Genomic DNA, 17,146 nt, shown 5'->3' with positions numbered 1-17,146 from the left:
GTCGTGAAATGTCAGCCTGCAGAGGCGCAGGACTGAAGGTCGTAGATGCGGAACACAGGTTCGCCTTCGCTTTCGGAAGACGGAAGAAAGGTGATGCGGCGGCTCTCACCCGCCGAAAGATCGAAGCCATTGTCTGAAAAGCGGCCGGCAACAGTGCTTTCCACCATGATGTAGAGACCCAGCCCGCCCGCCTGGACCGTGACGTCATAGCCGCCGGTCGGCGCCGGCCTCACATCAAGGGCCAGGCCCGCCGGCTGAAGATCCAGCGCCTTGTAGGTCCCGACGACATGATGGCCGTCGCCGCCCATTCCGTTGCTTGCCGTAAAATTCCAGGAGAGCAGGCAATCTGCAGGGATGTCGGCCGTATTAACCGTGGCTGCCACGATTGCGGCATCCGGGCTGCAGGTGACATCGAGGCTGCGCAGCGGCCGCTTTTCCCCGTTCAGCGCCAGCAGTGACAGGTTCAGCGTCACCGTGACGTCGGACGGCGTGTCATTGACGAGGGAGAGGTCGATCCGCGTCCCATCCTGCGAGGGAATGGCGGCAACCGCCACTGGCTGGAAGAAGCGTCGGGCCAAGTAATGCAGAAGTTTCCAACCGCCACCATAGTCCAGACTGGACCAGGAGGCGACCGGCCAGGTGTCGTTCAACTGCCAGTACAGCGTGCCCATGCAATGCGGCTTCAGGGAGCGCCAGTAATCCACCGCCGTCCTGATGGCGAGCGCCTGCTGCACCTGGCTCAGATAGACAAAATTCGCAAATCCCTCCGGAAAGCGGAAATAGCGGAACATGGTTGCCGCGATACGTTCGTTGCCGCCGACATTCTTCTGGTGCAGTTCCATCACGGGCGAGGCGATGTTCAGGTCGCTATCGCCGGCATAGGTTCGGATGACAGGCAGCGATGTATAGGACTGGAAGCCGAATTCGGAGCAGAAGCGCGGACGCACGCTGCGATAATCCTCGAAAGGCTTGTTCTCGTGCCAGACCGACCAGTAGTGCATGTCGCCGGAGCCGTCGGCATGCCAGGCATCCCCGTAATCCATGTAGCCGGTGGCCGGGCTGGAGGGCCACCACAGCGCATCGGGCGCCGCCTTCAGGAGCGTCTGCTCGATCGTCCGGTTGAGCCTGTCATAGGACACGAGGTAACGGTCGCGATTGTCGACCGATTCCTTGAACCATGTCAGGGCACCGACAAGCTCGTTATCGCCGCACCACAGGATGATCGAGGGATGCGTGATCAGCCGGCGAACCTGGTAATCGACTTCCGCCGTAACATTGGCGAGGAAATCCGGTGTCGAGGGATAAAGATTGCAGGAGAACTGGAAGTCCTGCCAGACCATCAGACCCATTTCGTCGCAGAGATCGTAGAACCAGTCCGCCTCGTAAAAGCCCCCGCCCCAGATGCGGATCATGTTCATATTCGCATCGATAGCGGACTGGAGAAGATCCCGCGTCTTGTCGGGGCTGGTCAGCGAGAACAGGGCGTCGGCCGGTATCCAGTTCGCGCCGCGGCAGAAGATTTCCGATCCGTTGATGCGGAAAGCGAAGCGGCTGCCGGCATCGTCCGGATCGGTCAGCAATTCGGCCTTGCGCAGGCCGATCCTGCGCGTCACGGTTTCAGACGGCGTCTCCACCACAAGCGTGTAAAGCGCCTGTTCGCCGCTGCCCGATGGCCACCAGAGGCGTGGCGCGTCGATGTGAAAGACATGATGGACGGAGACTTCCCCGGGCCGCACCCCGACATCCAGCCGCACCTCTTCATCGCCAAGCGTCAGGATGAGCGGCAGGCCGCCCACGGCATCGGCAAACAGAGAGACGGTGACCGCCACATCCACACCGCTCTCGCCATGGCTCTGGGTGATCGTCACATGCTCGACGCGCGCGGTCTCCAGCTTCCGAAGCGCTATGGTGCCGTAGAGCCCGAGCGGTGCAAGAGCAATATTCCAGTCCCAGCCGAAATGGCATTGCGGCTTGCGCAGCATATTGCCGTTGGCAATGGGTGAATTGGCTGTCTGGTAAGGAATGTAGAAGGGCTGCTTTGCCTGCCGCGCCGCACCTTCCCGAATGCTGGAATGAAAGCGGATGGACATGCGGTTCTCGCCCTCGCGAAGGGCGGAGCCGACATCGGGGCGAAAGCGGCGAAAGCAATTATCCGCTTCCAGAACCACGACACTATTCAGCGTGACGGTGGCCACGGTATCCAGATCGGTGATGTCGAGATACCAGCTGCCTTCCGTCGATGGGAGCGTGAAGACCTGCTCGATCTCCCAGTCCTGTTCGGCCACCCATTGCAGGTCGATTTCGTTGCGCCCGACATAGGGATCGGGCACGAAACCGGCATTCTTCAGCGCCGTGTGAACATCGCCGGGGATTGGCATCAGCGCCTGAATTTCCCCATCGGCCGAGGAAAGCCGCCATGTGCCGGCAAGATCGAGACGTGTCATGGATTACTCCTGTTCGCCGGCCCCTGTGGCAAGGTGCCGTTTGTCGCGCAAAGCCGTCATCAGATCCGGTCTTCCGTTTCCGCGTCGAAGAGCGATGCCATGCGCATGTCGAAGGTCATCCGCACCCGGCTTCCGGGGGCATAGCGCCTGGCTCCGCCAATCCGGACCGACATCAGATGATTGGCGTGGTTCAGCCAGAGAAGATTGTCGGCGCCCATCGGTTCCTCAATATCGACAACGGCCTCATGCACTTCGGCGGCCGCGCCTTCCGTATCGATCGAAATGTGCTCCGGCCGCACGCCTAAAACCACGCGCCGCCCGGCCTTCAGCGGCTGCGAGGCCTCATAGCCGTCCAGCGAGAAGTCGACGCCGTGGGTGCGGAAGATCGGCCGGCCGCTTGCCTCGACGATCTCGCCCTTCAGGAAATTCATCGAGGGTGAACCGATAAAGCCCGCGACGAACAGGTTTTTCGGGCGATTGTAGATGACGATGGGATCATCGAGCTGCTGGATCACGCCGCTCTTCATGATGGCGATGCGGTCTGCCAGGGTCAGCGCCTCGATCTGGTCATGCGTCACATAGATCATGGTGTTTTTCAGCGACTGGTGGAGCCGCTTGATCTCGACGCGCAGTTCGGAGCGCAGCTTGGCATCCAGATTGGAGAGCGGCTCATCGAAAAGGAAGACATCGACATCGCGCACCAGAGCGCGGCCGATCGCGACGCGCTGGCGCTGGCCGCCGGAGAGTTCGGCTGGCTTGCGCTTCAGAAGCGGGCCGATCTGCAGGATCTCGGCGGCCCGTGCGACACGCTTGTCGATATCGGGCTTCGGCATCTTGGCGACGGCCAGGCCGAAGGAGAGGTTCTTTTCCACGGTCATCTGCGGATACAGCGCATAGGACTGGAAGACCATGCCAATGCCTCGGTCTTTCGGCTCTTCCCAGGTGACATTGCGATCCTTGATGAAGATCTGCCCGTCCGTCGGCTCGAGAAGCCCGGCAATGCAGTTCAGCAAAGTGGATTTTCCGCAGCCGGACGAGCCGAGAAGCACCAGGAATTCACCGTCGCGGATATCGAGGTTGAGATCCTTGAGAACGGTCACCGATCCGAAGGAGAGGGAGAGATCGCGAATGGAAACACTATCGGCCATGGAAATTCAGCCCTTCACTGCGCCGGCGGCAATACCGCGGACAAACAATCTGCCGGAGACGAAATAGACGATCAGAGGCACAGCGCCCGTCAAAAGGGTCGCCGCCATATTGACGTTGTATTCCTTCACCCCCTGCACGGAGTTGACGATATTGTTGAGCTGCACCGTCATCGGATAGCTGTCGGGCCTGGTGAAGACGACGCCGAACAGGAAGTCGTTCCAGATGCCGGTGACCTGCAGGATCATGGCTACGACGAAGATTGGCAGCGACATTGGCAGCATGATGCGCAGGTAGATCTGCCAGAAGCCGGCACCATCGATGCGCGCGGCCTTGAACAATTCCTCCGGCAGGGCGGAGAAATAATTGCGGAACAGCAGGGTCAGGATCGGCATGCCGAAGATCGTGTGAACGATGACGAGGCCGGTCAGCGTGCCATAGACGCCGAGTTCGCGCAGGATGATCACGATCGGGTAGATCATCACCTGATAGGGGATGAAGGCTCCGATGATCAGGATGGAAAAGAACAGGTCGGCGCCCTTGAACCGCCAGTTCGCCAGCGCATAGCCGCTGACCGAGGCGACCGCGATCGACACCACGACCGAAGGCAGCAGAATGCGCACCGAATTCCAGAAGCCGCGCGAGAGGCCTTCGCAGTTCAATCCGGTGCAGGCGCTCGCCCAGGCTTTGGCCCAGGGTTCCAGCGTGATCTCCATGGGCGGAGAGAAGATATTGCCGAGACGGATTTCCGGCATACCCTTCAATGACGTGACGACCATGACGTAGAGCGGCAGCAGATAATAGAGCGCTGCAATGATCAGCGTGCCGTAGAGGATGATATTGCGGCGCGAGAGGGTCTTTCTCGGGCGCCTGCCGCGCGGGCCTGCCGTCTGGCCGGCCACCGCATCGAAACTTGCGCCTGTCGCGTTGATCGTGCCAATGTTAGCCACGCTTCTTCCCTCCGAATTCGAGATAGGCCCAGGGGATGACGATGATGGCGACCGTCAGCAGCATCATGGTGGAGGCGGCGAAGCCCTGGCCCAGATTCTGCGCCTGGAACATGTAGTCATAGACGTATTTGGCCGGCACTTCCGAGGCTATCCCGGGGCCGCCGCTGGTCTGCGCCACGACGAGGTCGTAGACCTTGACGATGCCGCTTGCGATCAGCACCAAGGTCGTGATGAAGACGGGCCGCATCATGGGAATGATGATGAAGAGATAGGTCCGCCACATGGGTATGCCGTCCACCCGGGCGGCCTTCCAGATATCCTCGTCTATGCCGCGCAGGCCGGCCAGCATCAGGCACATCACGAGGCCCGTGCCCTGCCACAGGCCGGCAATCAGGATTCCATAGATGACGATCTGCGGGTTGTAGAGCGGATCGAAGGCGAAACTGGTCCAGCCCAGGCTCCGGACGATGGACTGGATGCCGAATTCCGGATTGAGGATCCACTGCCAGACCAGCCCGGTGACGATGAAGGACAGGGCGAACGGATAGAGAAAGATGGTGCGGAAGGTATTTTCGAAGCGGATCTTCTGGTCCATCAGCGCCGCCAGCAGAAAGCCGATGCACAGGCTGAAGATCAGCGACAAGATGCCGTAGATCGCCAGGTTCTGGATGGAGATGATCCAGCGAGGCGCATCCCAGAGACGCTCATACTGGTCGAGACCGACAAAGCTCAGCCGCGGCAGCAGCCCTGAGCGTGTGAAGGAATACAGCACCGTCCAGACCGTGCCGCCAAGAAAGACGACGAGCGCGACGAGCATCATCGGGATGAGGGCGATCTTCGCGTTGAGGTTCTTGAAAAGCTGGTTCGGCCGGCCAGCCGGCGCGCGGGATGTCATAGAGAAGGTCTCCTCATTGATCACGAAGAGCCGGAGCCGCACCGGCGCAAGGACCGGATGCAGCCTCGTCGGCTGTCGTCGGGGGCAAGAGAGCCGGTCGGCTCAGGACAGGACGACCGGCTCGCCGCAGGCTGATCAATCGGCAGAGGCGATGATATCGGCGAACCGCTTCTGCGCCGCTTCAGGCGTCATGGACGCATTGGCGAAGAATTCGGAAAACAGATCCTCCTTCTGCTTCTGCGTATCCGCCGAGAGGAGTTGATCCGTGCTCTTGAGGATATTGCCCTTTGCAAGGACATCGAGACCTTTCTTCATGCAGTCGTTTGCCGCCGCCAGATCGACATCGCCGCGCACCGGCAGCGAGCCCTTCTTCAGGTTGAAGGCGACCTGCGTCTTCGGGTCGACGATGGTCTGGGCCAGCACTTCCTGCGCCTTCGACTGGGCCTCATCCTTCAGGAGCGGGAAATAGAAGGCATCGCCGCCGGCCGTCAGATACTGGTTGAGGCCGAGACCGGGAAGGCAGGTATAATCCTTGCCGGCGGTCTTGCCCGCCAGCTGGAATTCGCCCTGGGCCCAGTCCCCCATGATCTGCCCGGCCGCCTTGCCGGTGATGACCATGTTCGTGGCCTGGTTCCAGTCCTGCACATTGGTGCCCTTGGCCATCTTGCGCGCATCGTCTGCCGCCTTGAAGATCTTGGCCATGTCCGGGCCGGCAGCCGCCTCTTCATCCTTGTCGCTGAAGACCTTCATGAAAAGATCCTTGCCACCGAGCGAAATGATCAGCGTGTCGAAGGCACCGGTCGCCTGCCAGGGTTGTCCACCCATAGCGAGCGGCTGGATGCCGGCCTTCTGCAGAGCGGGCGCGGCCGCCACGAACTCGTTCCAGTTCTTCGGCACTTCGACGCCGGCCGCCTTGAACGCATCGTTCGAAAGCCAGAGCCACTGCCAGGAATGGATATTGACCGGGGCGCAATAGATCTTGCCGTCAATCGTGCAGCTGTCGAGCAGGCTGGCCGGCTTGATGATCTCCTTCCACTTCCCTTTCTCCGCCACATCGCTCAGATCTCGCATGAGACCGGCCTGCACAAGCTCCTCCGCCTGGCGGCCATGGTTGAACTGCGTGGCGCCCATCGGGTCGCCACCGGTGATCCGACTGATCATGATTGGCCGGGCCGTACCGCCCGAGCCGGCAATGGCGCCGTCAACCCAGGTATTGCCTGTGGTGTTGAAGGCATCCGCAAGCTCTTTGACAGCCGCCGCCTCGCCGCCGGATGTCCACCAATGGGTAACCTCCAGCTCCGTTGCGCCGACATGAGCGGCCGGCAGCATGACGCTCGCCAGAGCCATAGCTTTTAAAACACGCAAATTCATGAGTCTCCTCCCTCACTGAAACGTTGCCGTAAAAAGGCTATGCGAAACTTTCTTCGAGCGCAACAGCCCGTTTCGATATTTTGTTCCCCTCCTGGTGAATGCAATCTCCGATTGATTTTACTGCAGCTTGGACCGAGCTTTGTCGCGGAAGACATCCCGGAAATTTGTTATGATAAAGGGGTTTTGGAAGGATTTCACGATTCTCCGTTTTTGCGGATGCGAAAATGATTCCGCGCCTGCGTTGTACTCGCGCCGGTTGATGCAGCAGCCACCGCGCTCAAAAAAGCGTTCGACAAAGTAACTGCAACGTTTCAGTTTTTGATGCATCGGACATTTGTAAGCGAGAGGCAATTCGTTTCCAGCCGGACGAAGTTCGTCTATAGTCCCGCGCCTGGAACGGATGAATGACGCATGGATGAGAAGAGCATTTCCAAGGGAAGCCGAAACAAGGCAGTGACATCTGTTCCAGAGCCGGCGCGTGGACTCGCAGCATCGGCAACGCGGGAGCGGCCCACCCTGAAGACGATCGCCTATATGACGGGACTGGGCATTACCACGGTCTCACGGGCCTTGAAGGACGCGCCGGATATCGGCACCGACACCAAGGAGCGCGTCCGGCTGGTCGCAAACCAGCTCGGCTATCAGCCCAATCGCGCTGGTGTCCGCTTGCGCACGGGCAAGACCAATGTCATCGCTTTGGTGCTCAGCATCGATGAGGAATTGATGGGCTTCACCAGCCAGATGATGTTCGGCATTTCCGAAGTTCTGGCCGGTACGCAATATCATCTCGTGCTGACGCCGCATGTCCATCAGAAGGACCCCATGGCACCGGTGCGCTACATCCTCGACACGGGGTCGGCAGATGGCATGATCGTTTCTCGCACGGCGCCGGATGATCCGCGGGTGGCACTGATGACGGAACGCAATTTTCCCTTTGCCACGCATGGGCGCACCGATATGGGCATCGTGCATCCTTTCCACGATTTCGATAACGAGACCTATGCCTTTCAGGCGGTCGAGCGGCTGGTCGCACGGGGCCGGCGGCGGATTGCGCTTCTGGCGCCTCCGGCCAGGCTGTCCTATTACATCCACACGCGGGTGGGCTTCGAACGGGCCCTATCGGCATTCGGCGCGACCGAGGTATCCATGGGCCGCATCACGAGCGAATCGCCGCTCGACGAGATCCGCGCCCATATGAAGGATCTGATGCAATCCGCCGAGCCGCCGGATGGCATCATCTCGATCAGCGGTAGCGCCACGATCTCCCTGGTGGCGGGTCTGGAGGCGGCCGGCCGACGTCTGGGGGACGGCGTGGATCTGGTTTCCAAGCAATCGGCAGATTTTTTGAACTGGGTGCGGCCGGAGATCTACACGGTCAATGAGAATGTCCGCCATGCCGGCCGCGAACTCGCCAAGGCGGTCATCGCCCGCATTGACGGCGTCTCGCCCGATCTCCTGCAGAGCATCAGTGAGCCCCTCTGGTCGTCCATGGCGCCAAAACCCTGAAGGGTCTGTGCCGCATCGATCGGCCCGTGTGCTGCGTCCGGCGCAAGAAGCGCGGCGAACACGAGAGTGGCAGTCCTCAGGCCTTGATGGCCAAGCGCAGCCCGCCCCAGTGCCGGCCCCTGACCGTGATCGGCGCCGAAATATCCTTCATGAGAACGAACTGGCCGCCGCCCATGTCGCGGCGATAGGTCTGCAGCAGGAAAGCCTCCTTGCTTCTGCCCGCAGACAAACCGACGCGATCGTTGAAAATGCGTCGGTTGCGGCAATTGGCGGTGTTCCAGGTGACGTCGCCCGCGCGCTGCGGCTGGGAAAAGGCCTTGTTATGGGTGGGCAGATAGCCGTTCTCGTCGACCGCGGCGCAGAAGGCAATGCGCTCGCTGCTCTGCGCGACGCTTTCCTGGATCGGGCCCAGCAGGGCATCCGTCAGCAGCGTGAAGCGCGTCATGTACTGGATCGGTTCGGTGCCGGCGATCGGCTGATAGGTTCGGTCGAACAAGGCGGCCATGTCCGTACGGCCGGCTTGCACCGCCTCCTCCAGTACCTGACCGATCCTCTCGGCCGCGGCCATGACCTGTTCGATGAAGGGCGTATCCTCGGTTTGCACGCCGGCGCGCGCGGTTGCCTGGATCATACGTTCCGAAATCGTCACGACATCGCCCACGCGGGCCGAGGCCTTCTGCAATTGATCGTTGGAGCGCAGGACGGCGGCTGCCGTCTCGTTCAGGGCACCGGTAAATTCGCCGCATTGCTGATCGACCTCGCGGCTCGTCTCCGCCAGGGCCGAGGCCTGGTCGAGGATCTGCGACATGACGCCTTCCACCTCCTGAAACGAGGTCTGGACATCCTGGGCCGTCACCTTCACGCCTTCGGCGGACAGGCGCGCGCCCTCGCCGGCGGCGATGAGCTTCTCGATGCGCTGGCCGAGATGGATCAGCGTGTCCTGGATGGAGGAGGTCGTCTGCGATGTCTGCAGCGACAGAGCACGAACCTCGGCCGCCACCACGGCAAAGCCGCGTCCTGCCTCACCGGCGCGCGCGGCCTCGATGGCTGCGTTCAAGGCGAGAAGATTGGTCTGCCGCGCAATGGTTCCGATCGCTTCCGCAAGCTTTCCGACATCGGCCAGGGCCGACGAGAAGGACCGGATTTCGACACCCATGTCATGCGAGGCGCCGACCATGTGATCAATGGCCGTGATGGAGCCGTCAAGTTGTTCGGCCTGAAGCGTCAGGACATTTCGGGCACGGGCAGCAAGCGCATTGGTCTGGCCGAGCGCGTCGGCGATCCGGCGATTGGCATCGGCAATGCTGTTTGCGGAGCGGGTCGTTCCCGTCAGAAGGTCGGCCTGCCTCGCCGATTGCGAGGCCGTATCCTGGATGGCGCCGGCAATATCCACCAGATGGATGCCAAGAGCCGAAGCCTCGGCGGCCAGCCGCGTGACGGCCGTATGCAGTGCGGATTCAGGTTCAGCCTCCACGCAAGGGGCGGCCATGGACAAAGCTGCTGCGTGTGACATAGGAATTCCTCCCGATCCGGGAAGAATGCACGTGCAACGTTAACGAAGCGTTTCCCATGTTCTCAACCCGTGATGGGTCACACGCCCCGCGGTTCCACGGTCTGGCGCACACTGCGTCGAAAGAGTATTGCGCGGCCGCTCGATCGGCAATCCGGGTGTCAGACGGATCAGATCCGTTCGAAGGCCTGCGGGTCGATGCCGAGCGTCATGAGATCCTGACGGGCAGGCTTGCGATGCGCTTCGATGGCGGCGGAGGCGGCAACAGCGGCGCCGAAGACGGCTGCGGCCCGACCGAGGAATCCATGGCGGGTTTTGCTGTTTTTCGTAGACATTTTGATCTCCTTCTGTCTCTTGAGACATATTGGTTTGACCTGCGTTTTTCGCAATGCACAAGAGAAGATGGGAGGCATGCAGCGCGCGCATGCTCTCGTCTCTGGCCAGCAATTCGCAGGGTCGCCCGGCATCACACCTGAACGAGATCTCCGATGACAGTCATCTTTGGCATCAAGAATTGCGACACGATGAAGAAAGCCCGGTCCTGGCTCGACGCGCATGGGATCGACTATCGCTTTCACGATTACAAGACCGACGGGATTGCCCGCGAGCGCCTTGAGGATTTTGTGGACAGACTGGGATGGGAGACGGTTCTCAATCGCGCCGGCACGACCTTCCGCAAGCTCGACGAGGCGGACAGGGCCGAGCTTGGCCGGGACAAGGCCATCGATCTGATGCTCGCCCAACCATCGCTGATCAAGCGACCGGTCCTGGAGACGGACCAGGGCTTGACCATCGGCTTCAAACCCGAGACCTATGAGACGCTGTTTGCATCGAGGTAGTCTCTGCGATGTCGAAAAACACCCGCGCAACCCAGGAATTGGCCAAGGCCGGCATCGCCTTCACTGTCCACACTTATGATTACGACCCGTCCGCCGAGCGGATCGGCCTGCAGGCGGCGCAAGCCATTGGCGAGCCGGCTCATCGCGTCCTCAAGACGTTGATGGCGGAGGTCGATGGGCGGACGGTCTGCGCCGTCATCCCGTCGGATCGCGAAGTCTCGATGAAGAAGCTGGCCGCCGTCTTCCAGGGCAAGAGCGCCAGCATGATGAAGCCGGCGGCTGCGGAAAGGGCAACCGGCTATGTCGTGGGCGGGATCAGTCCCTTCGGCCAGAAAAAGCGTGTTGCCACGGTGATCGAGGCGTCGGCCATGGACGAACCGCTGGTCTATCTGAATGGCGGTCAGCGCGGGCTGCAGGTGCGCCTGTCGCCGCGCGATGCCGCAACCGCGCTCGATGCCGTCATTGCCTCGGTTGTTGCCGAGGCGTGAGCGCCGGACTATGTCTGGAGCCTGAGGATGTTCACACACAGGTGCAGGCTGCATGACCCTTCATTCCACTCCCGGCTCCCCTTTTGAAACGGCCATCGATCCGGTCAAGCTCGACAAGCTGGCGGAGGTGGCCGTCAAGGTCGGCCTCCAGCTCGCGGCAAACCAGGATCTCGTGATCACCGCCCCTTTGGCCGCCGTAGCGCTGGTGCGTGACATCACCCGGCACGCCTATCAGGCCGGTGCCGGCCTCGTCACCACATTCTATTCCGACGAGGAGACGACGCTTTCCCGCTACCGCCATGCGCCCGACGGCAGTTTCGACAGAGCGGCGGACTGGCTTTACGAGGGCATGGCCAAGGCCTATGCGGGCGGCGCGGCACGACTTGCGATTTCCGGCGAGAATCCGATGCTGCTGGCCGGCGAAGATCCCCAGAACGTCGCGCGCGCCAACAAGGCCAATTCGCTGGCTTCGAAGCCGGCACTCGAAAAGATCGCCAATTTCGACATCAACTGGCACATCTGCTCCTATCCCAATCCGAGCTGGGCCCGCCAGGTCTTTCCCGATCTTGGCGAAGAAGAGGCTGTCCGGGCGCTGGCGGACGCAATCTTTGCCGCCTCGCGCATCAATACGGCAGATCCGATTGCCGCCTGGGCCGAACACAATGCCAATCTGAAGACGCGCTCCACCTGGCTGAACGGCGAGCGCTTTGCCGCGCTTCACTTTTCCGGCCCCGGCACCGACCTCACCGTCGGTCTGGCCGATGGCCACGAATGGCAGGGCGGCGCCTCCACCGCCAAGAATGGCATCACCTGCAATCCGAACATCCCGACCGAGGAAGTCTTCACCACGCCGCATGCGCTGCGGGTGGAAGGAACCGTTTCCTCCACCAAGCCGCTCTCGCACCAGGGCACGCTGATCGACGATATCCAGGTCCGGTTTGAAGCCGGCCGCATTGTCGAGGCGCGTGCATCCCGTGGCGAGGCGGTGCTGGCCAAGGTTCTGGACAGCGATGAGGGTGCGCGCAGGCTTGGCGAAGTGGCGCTCGTGCCGCATTCGTCGCCCATCTCGGCCTCCGGCATTCTCTTCTACAATACCCTCTTCGATGAAAACGCATCCTGCCATATCGCGCTCGGCCAGTGCTATTCGAAATGTTTCCTGAACGGTGCCTCGCTGAGCCCGGACCAGATCAAGGCTCAGGGCGGCAATTCCTCGATGATCCATATCGACTGGATGATCGGTTCGAACGCGGTGGATATTGACGGGCTTCGCGCCGATGGCAGCCGGGTCCCCGTCATGCGCAAGGGCGAATGGGCCTCTCGCTGAACCATGAGGCAGGGCGCCGTGCTGACCGCGCGCGCGCCCCGCTTCCCGATCTCATGCCAATCCCGGTGCGCGGCACCGACCTCGGAGGAAAATCGCGAATGTTACGCTTCGGCATTCTGTCCACAGCCCGCATCGGCAAACAGGCCGTTGTCCCTGCCATTCAGGATGCGGAAAACTGCGTCGTCACGGCCGTTGCCAGCCGCGATCTCGCCCGCGCACGCCAGATGGCCGACCGGTTTTCGGTGCCGCATGCCTTCGGCTCCTATGAGGAAATGCTGGCCTCGGACACGATCGATGCCGTCTACATTCCGCTGCCGACCAGCCAGCATGTCACCTGGGCGCTGAAGGCAGCGGACGCCGGCAAGCATGTCCTGTGCGAAAAGCCGATTGCCTTGAAGGCGGATGAAATTGACCTGCTGATTGCCGCGAGAGACCGCAACAAGGTCGTCATCGCGGAAGCCTTCATGATCACCTATGCGCCGGTCTGGCACAAGGTCCGCGCACTTCTGTCGGAGGGCGCCATCGGCCGTCTGCGCCATGTGCAGGGCGCCTTCAGCTATTTCAACCGCGACCCCGACAACATGCGCAATATTCCGGAACTGGGCGGCGGCGGACTGCCCGATATCGGCGTCTATCCCACCATGGCGACGCGTTTTGCCACCGGCAAGGAGCCGATAAGGGTGCAGGCCACCACTGAGCGCGATCCGGATTTCGGCACCGATATCTATTCCAGCGTCAAGGCGGATTTCGGTGCGTTCGACATGAGTTTCTATATCTCCACCCAGCTTGCCTCGCGCCAGGTCATGGTTTTCCACGGAAGCGAGGGCTTCATCGAGGTAAAGTCGCCCTTCAATGCCGACCGATACGGTGCCGAAGAGGTGGAATTGACCGATCAGAAGCATGCCCGCTCGGAAATCTACCGCTTCCAGGACAGCCGCCAGTACAAGCGCCAGGCGGAAGCCTTTGCCGCCAAGGCGCTGGGCGAGCCCGCGGATGTGGTATCGCTGGAGAATTCGCTGGCCAATCAGCGCTTCATCGATGCCATCTACCGCGCCAGCGACAAGGATGGCTGGGAGACGGTCTAAGCAGACTTGCATTGGCCTGCCAATGCTTCGTCCGCTTGGTTCCTTGTTCTGACGCAGGTTCCGGACGGAAAACCGCCTCCGGTCCCACGCAATGGGTTCCTATCATCGACATTTGATATCAGACCTCAGCGCCTTTTCGCATCCCCGCGCCGGTGGCGAAAGACAAACCGCGAATAGCCGAAATAGCTGTAGGCCGTCGCGGCAAAGGAACCGAGGGCCACGGCCACCACCGGCTGCAGCAGAGGCAGCCGGTGGATGAGCAGGGAATAGACGCAATAGTTCAACAGGGCCGAGGTCATGCCGACAGCCCAGTAGCGAACGCCTTCCGCCACAAGCGAATGGCCGGAGCGACCGAAGGTGAAGGTCCGGTTGATAAAGAAGGTAAAGGCCATGGCTGCCGAAATGGCGGGAATCCGCGCGGCGAACGGGCTCATGCCCAACAGGATCAGACCCTCCGTGAGCCCCGCATCGATCAGAAAGCCGCAACCGCCGGCGAAGAGAAACCAGATCAGCCTTTTCATCATTCAGGCCGCTCGGGTCCGGCTGTCCGGCTGCGGCAGGTGATCGGGGCGCTCCTGCGCCGCAGGGGCTTGGCCCGGGCTTCGCGCCGGCACATTGAGGTAGGCCAGACGCAACATCTCGTTGCGCCCGCGCGCGACGGAATCCAGGATGATGCCGGCCGTGAGGGCCACCGATGACAGGCTCACCAGCATCAGCGAGGCCATCCAGGTCGGCATGCGCGGGACGAGCCCCGTCTGCAGGTAATCGAGTATGACCGGCGCGGAAAGCGCCAGACCGGCTGCAAAGAGCAGCGCGCTGATCACTCCGAAAAACAGGAAGGGCCGGGTTTCCTTCATCAGCATCGCGAACATGCGCAGGATCCGGAAGCCATCCCGGAAGGTGGAGAGCTTGGAAAACGAGCCTTCCGGCCGCCGCCCGTAATGCAGCTCCAGTTCGCTCACCGGCAGCTTCAGCCGCGAGGCATGCACCGACATTTCCGTCTCGATCTCGAAGCCGCCCGAAATTGCCGGGAAACTCTTGACGTAACGCCGGGTGAAGGCACGGTAGCCGGAAAAGATATCGGTGAAATCAGGGCCGAATAGCATGCGGTACAGCATGTTGAACAGTCGATTGCCGGTGGCATGGCCCTGGCGGCCTGCATCGTCCTGGACGCCGCGACGCCGGCCGACCACCATGTCCGACCGCTCGCTCAACAGGGTCCGGATCAGTTCCTCGGCATCCTCCGGCGCATAGGTTCCGTCGCCATCCGCCATGACATAGAGATCCGCCTCGATATCGGCGAACATGCGCCGCACCACATGGCCCTTGCCCTGGCGCCGCTCCCGGCGGACCTCGGCGCCTTCCAGCATGGCCGCAAGCGCCGTCCCATCGGTGGAATTATTGTCATAGACATAGATCGTTGCATGCGGCAGGGCGCGCCGGAAGCCGCGCACCAGAGGGCCGATCGTCGCCGCCTCGTTGAAGCAGGGAAGCAGGATGGCGATCGTGAGGGGATTGCCTGCCGAACTTTCCCCTGCCGCAGCTTCATCCATGCTGTTCACCCGCTACTCCGCTTCCCGGACGCCATGAAAAGGAGCCCCGCGCGCTTTACTATTTCTTGAGAAGGTTAAGGCTAGGTTTCCGGTAAGGCACGAGAAAGCCCAGAGGGGCTGGCGACTGAGGACCGGTCATGACAACTTCCCTGCGACACAGCACCATTGCCGCAGACGAGCGCGGTCGTTCCGCAGGCCTATGGAGCCGCTTCCTGCCTTCCCTGCTGGCCTATTGCACCATCGTCATTGCCGCCATCCTGGTCTTCCACATTCCCGATGCCGCCGATTATGTCGGCAAGGACAATGACGACGCGATGCGTCTTGTCGAAATTCGCGACTGGCTCTCCGGCCAGGGCTGGTTCGACCTCATGCAATACCGTCTCGGCCTGGACGGCGGCACGCTGATGCACTGGTCGCGGCTGATCGACCTGCCGATCGGCTTGCTGATCCGCCTCTTTTCGCTGTTTGCAGCGTCTCCGGAACAGGCGGAAGCGCTGGCGCTGACAGTATGGCCGCTGTCGTGGTCTGTTCTGTTCATTGCCGCCTGCGGTCTCGGCGGACGCAACATGGGCGGCGTTGCCACCATGCACATCGCCTTCGGGCTGGCCGCTCTCTTCGTCTTTTCGTCGATCCGCTTCCATCCGGGATCGATCGACCACCATAATGTGCAGCAGACCCTCATGGTCTTCCTGGCCGCCTGCCTGATCGACAGGCGCCGGCAAGGGGTGAGCCATGCGGTTGCCGGTGTCGCGGCAGCGCTGGCCATAGCGATCGGTGCCGAAACCATGCCGATCGTCGCCTGCGCCTGCGCCTGCGTTGCGGTGCAATGGGCCTATCACGGCGAGGCGTTCGGGCGCCCTGCCCGCGCCTTCGGCCTGTCTCTGGCTGTGTCGGTCACGGCCTTCTTCGTGGCGACAGTGCCGCCCGCCCACTATGCGGCGGTTACCTGCGACAATCTTTCGCTCGCCTTCTATTCCCTCTCGGCCCTTGGCGGCGCAGGCCTCTTTCTGCTGGCGCAGACACTGCGAGGCGCGCCGCAAGCCTATCGGTTCCTCGCCCTTGGCGCCTTGGGCGCAGGCCTGCTTCTGGCCGCGGGCCTGATCGCCCCGCAATGCCTCAGCAGCCCTCTTGCCGATCTGGATCCCATGCTGCGGGACCTGTGGCTGAATAACGTGACGGAAGCGCAACCTTTTCTCTCCCAATTGCAGCATGAGCCGGCCACCGTAGGCGGTTTCTACGCCGTCGGTCTCTTCGCCATTGCCGTCTGCATCTTCCGGATCCTCGACCGCGAGATGACGGAAATCCATCTGCTGCTCCTGGCGCTCATCTCGGTGGCATGGCTGGTATCGCTGATCCAGGTCCGCGGCGCCTTTCTGTCCAATGCGCTGACGATCCTGCCCCTCTCGTTGATCATCAACGATCTGCGGCGGCAGTCGCATGCCGAACCGGAAAATATGAATGCCGGCTTTGCCTATGCGATCACGGTGCTGATGTCGGTCCCGCTGGTCTGGGTTTTCGTCGGCGCCGTCAGCACCAAGGGCCTGGGCAATGCCGTCTCCATCAGCGCCCTCACCGAGGCCGGGTCTCCCCGCAGCACTGCCACGACCTGCACCAGTGCGGGTGATATGCGCGCGCTTTCAGCGCTTCCGGCCGGCGTCGTCGTTGCACCGTCCGAAAGCGGCACCGCGATCCTGCGCCATACCGGGCATCGCGTCCTCACAGCGCCCTATCACCGCAACCAGGCCGGCATGTTGACCGAACTGCATATCGGCCTGGCAAGCCCGGACGAGGCAATGGCCTTCCTGAACGGTGCCGGAGCCACGATCCTCGCCTTCTGCGCCACCGATCCGCAGGTTCGAACGCTGATCCGTTTGAAACCGGAAGGACTTTACGCAAGCCTCGCACGCGGCAGCGTTCCCGCTTACCTGAAAGCGCTTCCCCTGACTGACTCCGGACCCGATTCCGAAGGTTTCCGCCTCTATCAGATTCTCCGCTAGTGGAACGAACTTGACGTTTGTTTCCCTCCCGCCGGACG

General features: G+C 61.7%; 15 protein-coding genes. 6 read left to right on the top strand and 9 right to left on the bottom strand.

Features of this window, described 5'->3' with window-relative positions; all coding sequences use genetic code 11:
- Positions 1-11: 11 nt before the first annotated feature.
- From QTJ18_RS23120 to QTJ18_RS23100, 5 genes are all read right to left on the bottom strand, one after another.
- A complete protein-coding gene (locus QTJ18_RS23120) occupies positions 12-2,444 on the bottom strand; it encodes a beta-mannosidase (RefSeq protein WP_252753487.1) in 2,433 nt (810 codons plus the stop codon).
- Positions 2,445-2,503: 59 nt separating this feature from the next.
- Positions 2,504-3,592, bottom strand: a complete 1,089-nt coding sequence (locus tag QTJ18_RS23115; RefSeq protein ID WP_252753488.1) for an ABC transporter ATP-binding protein — start codon at positions 3,590-3,592, stop codon at positions 2,504-2,506.
- Between the two features lie 6 nt (positions 3,593-3,598).
- Positions 3,599-4,540 carry a carbohydrate ABC transporter permease gene (locus tag QTJ18_RS23110; RefSeq protein ID WP_252753489.1) on the bottom strand — a complete coding sequence of 314 codons (942 nt, stop codon included), beginning with the start codon at positions 4,538-4,540 and terminating at the stop codon, positions 3,599-3,601.
- Complete coding sequence (locus tag QTJ18_RS23105) at positions 4,533-5,435, bottom strand: carbohydrate ABC transporter permease (protein WP_252753490.1); 903 nt, start codon at positions 5,433-5,435, stop codon at positions 4,533-4,535. The genes QTJ18_RS23110 and QTJ18_RS23105 overlap by 8 nt, the downstream gene beginning before the upstream one ends.
- A gap of 135 nt (positions 5,436-5,570) precedes the next feature.
- Complete coding sequence (locus QTJ18_RS23100) at positions 5,571-6,806, bottom strand: ABC transporter substrate-binding protein (RefSeq protein WP_252753491.1); 1,236 nt, start codon at positions 6,804-6,806, stop codon at positions 5,571-5,573.
- 453 nt (positions 6,807-7,259) lie between these two features.
- Here QTJ18_RS23100 and QTJ18_RS23095 point away from each other — a divergent pair, with 453 nt between their 5' ends.
- The gene (locus QTJ18_RS23095) at positions 7,260-8,312 is read left to right on the top strand and encodes a LacI family transcriptional regulator (protein ID WP_489667227.1); all 1,053 of its coding nucleotides are present in this window, start codon (positions 7,260-7,262) and stop codon (positions 8,310-8,312) included.
- A 76-nt stretch (positions 8,313-8,388) separates the two neighbouring features.
- On the opposite strand, the gene QTJ18_RS23090 is transcribed toward QTJ18_RS23095, so the two are convergent.
- A complete protein-coding gene (locus QTJ18_RS23090) occupies positions 8,389-9,825 on the bottom strand; it encodes a methyl-accepting chemotaxis protein (protein WP_252753492.1) in 1,437 nt (478 codons plus the stop codon).
- A gap of 167 nt (positions 9,826-9,992) precedes the next feature.
- On the bottom strand, positions 9,993-10,157 hold the full coding sequence (locus tag QTJ18_RS23085; RefSeq protein ID WP_252753493.1) for a hypothetical protein: 165 nt from the start codon (positions 10,155-10,157) through the stop codon (positions 9,993-9,995).
- A gap of 153 nt (positions 10,158-10,310) precedes the next feature.
- On the opposite strand from QTJ18_RS23085, the gene QTJ18_RS23080 reads away from it, so the two are divergent.
- The 4 genes from QTJ18_RS23080 (at position 10,311) to QTJ18_RS23065 (ending at position 13,558) form a co-directional block, all read left to right on the top strand.
- Positions 10,311-10,661, top strand: a complete 351-nt coding sequence (locus QTJ18_RS23080; RefSeq protein ID WP_252753494.1) for an ArsC family reductase — start codon at positions 10,311-10,313, stop codon at positions 10,659-10,661.
- Positions 10,662-10,669: 8 nt separating this feature from the next.
- Positions 10,670-11,149 carry a Cys-tRNA(Pro) deacylase gene (ybaK, locus tag QTJ18_RS23075; RefSeq protein ID WP_252753495.1) on the top strand — a complete coding sequence of 160 codons (480 nt, stop codon included), beginning with the start codon at positions 10,670-10,672 and terminating at the stop codon, positions 11,147-11,149.
- A gap of 52 nt (positions 11,150-11,201) precedes the next feature.
- Positions 11,202-12,473: an aminopeptidase gene (locus tag QTJ18_RS23070; protein WP_252753496.1), complete on the top strand. Its 1,272-nt coding sequence runs from the start codon at positions 11,202-11,204 to the stop codon at positions 12,471-12,473.
- Between the two features lie 98 nt (positions 12,474-12,571).
- Positions 12,572-13,558, top strand: a complete 987-nt coding sequence (locus QTJ18_RS23065) for a Gfo/Idh/MocA family protein (RefSeq protein WP_252753497.1) — start codon at positions 12,572-12,574, stop codon at positions 13,556-13,558.
- A 125-nt stretch (positions 13,559-13,683) separates the two neighbouring features.
- Here the strand turns inward: QTJ18_RS23065 and QTJ18_RS23060 are convergent, their stop codons facing one another.
- The gene (locus QTJ18_RS23060) at positions 13,684-14,079 is read right to left on the bottom strand and encodes a GtrA family protein (protein WP_252753688.1); all 396 of its coding nucleotides are present in this window, start codon (positions 14,077-14,079) and stop codon (positions 13,684-13,686) included.
- A 3-nt stretch (positions 14,080-14,082) separates the two neighbouring features.
- Complete coding sequence (locus QTJ18_RS23055) at positions 14,083-15,111, bottom strand: glycosyltransferase (protein WP_252753689.1); 1,029 nt, start codon at positions 15,109-15,111, stop codon at positions 14,083-14,085.
- 137 nt (positions 15,112-15,248) lie between these two features.
- Here QTJ18_RS23055 and QTJ18_RS23050 point away from each other — a divergent pair, with 137 nt between their 5' ends.
- Positions 15,249-17,108 carry a hypothetical protein gene (locus tag QTJ18_RS23050; RefSeq protein ID WP_252753498.1) on the top strand — a complete coding sequence of 620 codons (1,860 nt, stop codon included), beginning with the start codon at positions 15,249-15,251 and terminating at the stop codon, positions 17,106-17,108.
- The last annotated feature ends 38 nt before the right edge of the window (positions 17,109-17,146 follow it).

Source organism: Rhizobium sp. SSA_523, from assembly GCF_030435705.1.
In the GTDB taxonomy this organism is placed as follows: domain Bacteria; phylum Pseudomonadota; class Alphaproteobacteria; order Rhizobiales; family Rhizobiaceae; genus Neorhizobium.
The sequence above is the reverse complement of the archived record's forward strand: the minus strand, read 5'-3'. Positions and strand labels throughout refer to the sequence as shown.

Excerpts from the sequence above, each read along its gene's own strand:
- QTJ18_RS23120 (WP_252753487.1), bottom strand. The coding sequence starts at position 2,444 with ATGACACGTCTCGATCTTGCCGGCACATGGCGGCTTTCCTCGGCCGAT.
- QTJ18_RS23115 (WP_252753488.1), bottom strand. The coding sequence starts at position 3,592 with ATGGCCGATAGTGTTTCCATTCGCGATCTCTCCCTCTCCTTCGGATCG.
- QTJ18_RS23105 (WP_252753490.1), bottom strand. The coding sequence starts at position 5,435 with ATGACATCCCGCGCGCCGGCTGGCCGGCCGAACCAGCTTTTCAAGAAC.
- QTJ18_RS23100 (WP_252753491.1), bottom strand. The coding sequence starts at position 6,806 with ATGAATTTGCGTGTTTTAAAAGCTATGGCTCTGGCGAGCGTCATGCTG.
- QTJ18_RS23090 (WP_252753492.1), bottom strand. The coding sequence starts at position 9,825 with ATGTCACACGCAGCAGCTTTGTCCATGGCCGCCCCTTGCGTGGAGGCT.
- QTJ18_RS23085 (WP_252753493.1), bottom strand. The coding sequence starts at position 10,157 with ATGTCTACGAAAAACAGCAAAACCCGCCATGGATTCCTCGGTCGGGCC.
- QTJ18_RS23080 (WP_252753494.1), top strand. The coding sequence starts at position 10,311 with ATGACAGTCATCTTTGGCATCAAGAATTGCGACACGATGAAGAAAGCC.
- ybaK (WP_252753495.1), top strand. The coding sequence starts at position 10,670 with ATGTCGAAAAACACCCGCGCAACCCAGGAATTGGCCAAGGCCGGCATC.
- QTJ18_RS23070 (WP_252753496.1), top strand. The coding sequence starts at position 11,202 with ATGACCCTTCATTCCACTCCCGGCTCCCCTTTTGAAACGGCCATCGAT.
- QTJ18_RS23065 (WP_252753497.1), top strand. The coding sequence starts at position 12,572 with ATGTTACGCTTCGGCATTCTGTCCACAGCCCGCATCGGCAAACAGGCC.
- QTJ18_RS23060 (WP_252753688.1), bottom strand. The coding sequence starts at position 14,079 with ATGAAAAGGCTGATCTGGTTTCTCTTCGCCGGCGGTTGCGGCTTTCTG.
- QTJ18_RS23055 (WP_252753689.1), bottom strand. The coding sequence starts at position 15,111 with ATGGATGAAGCTGCGGCAGGGGAAAGTTCGGCAGGCAATCCCCTCACG.
- QTJ18_RS23050 (WP_252753498.1), top strand. The coding sequence starts at position 15,249 with ATGACAACTTCCCTGCGACACAGCACCATTGCCGCAGACGAGCGCGGT.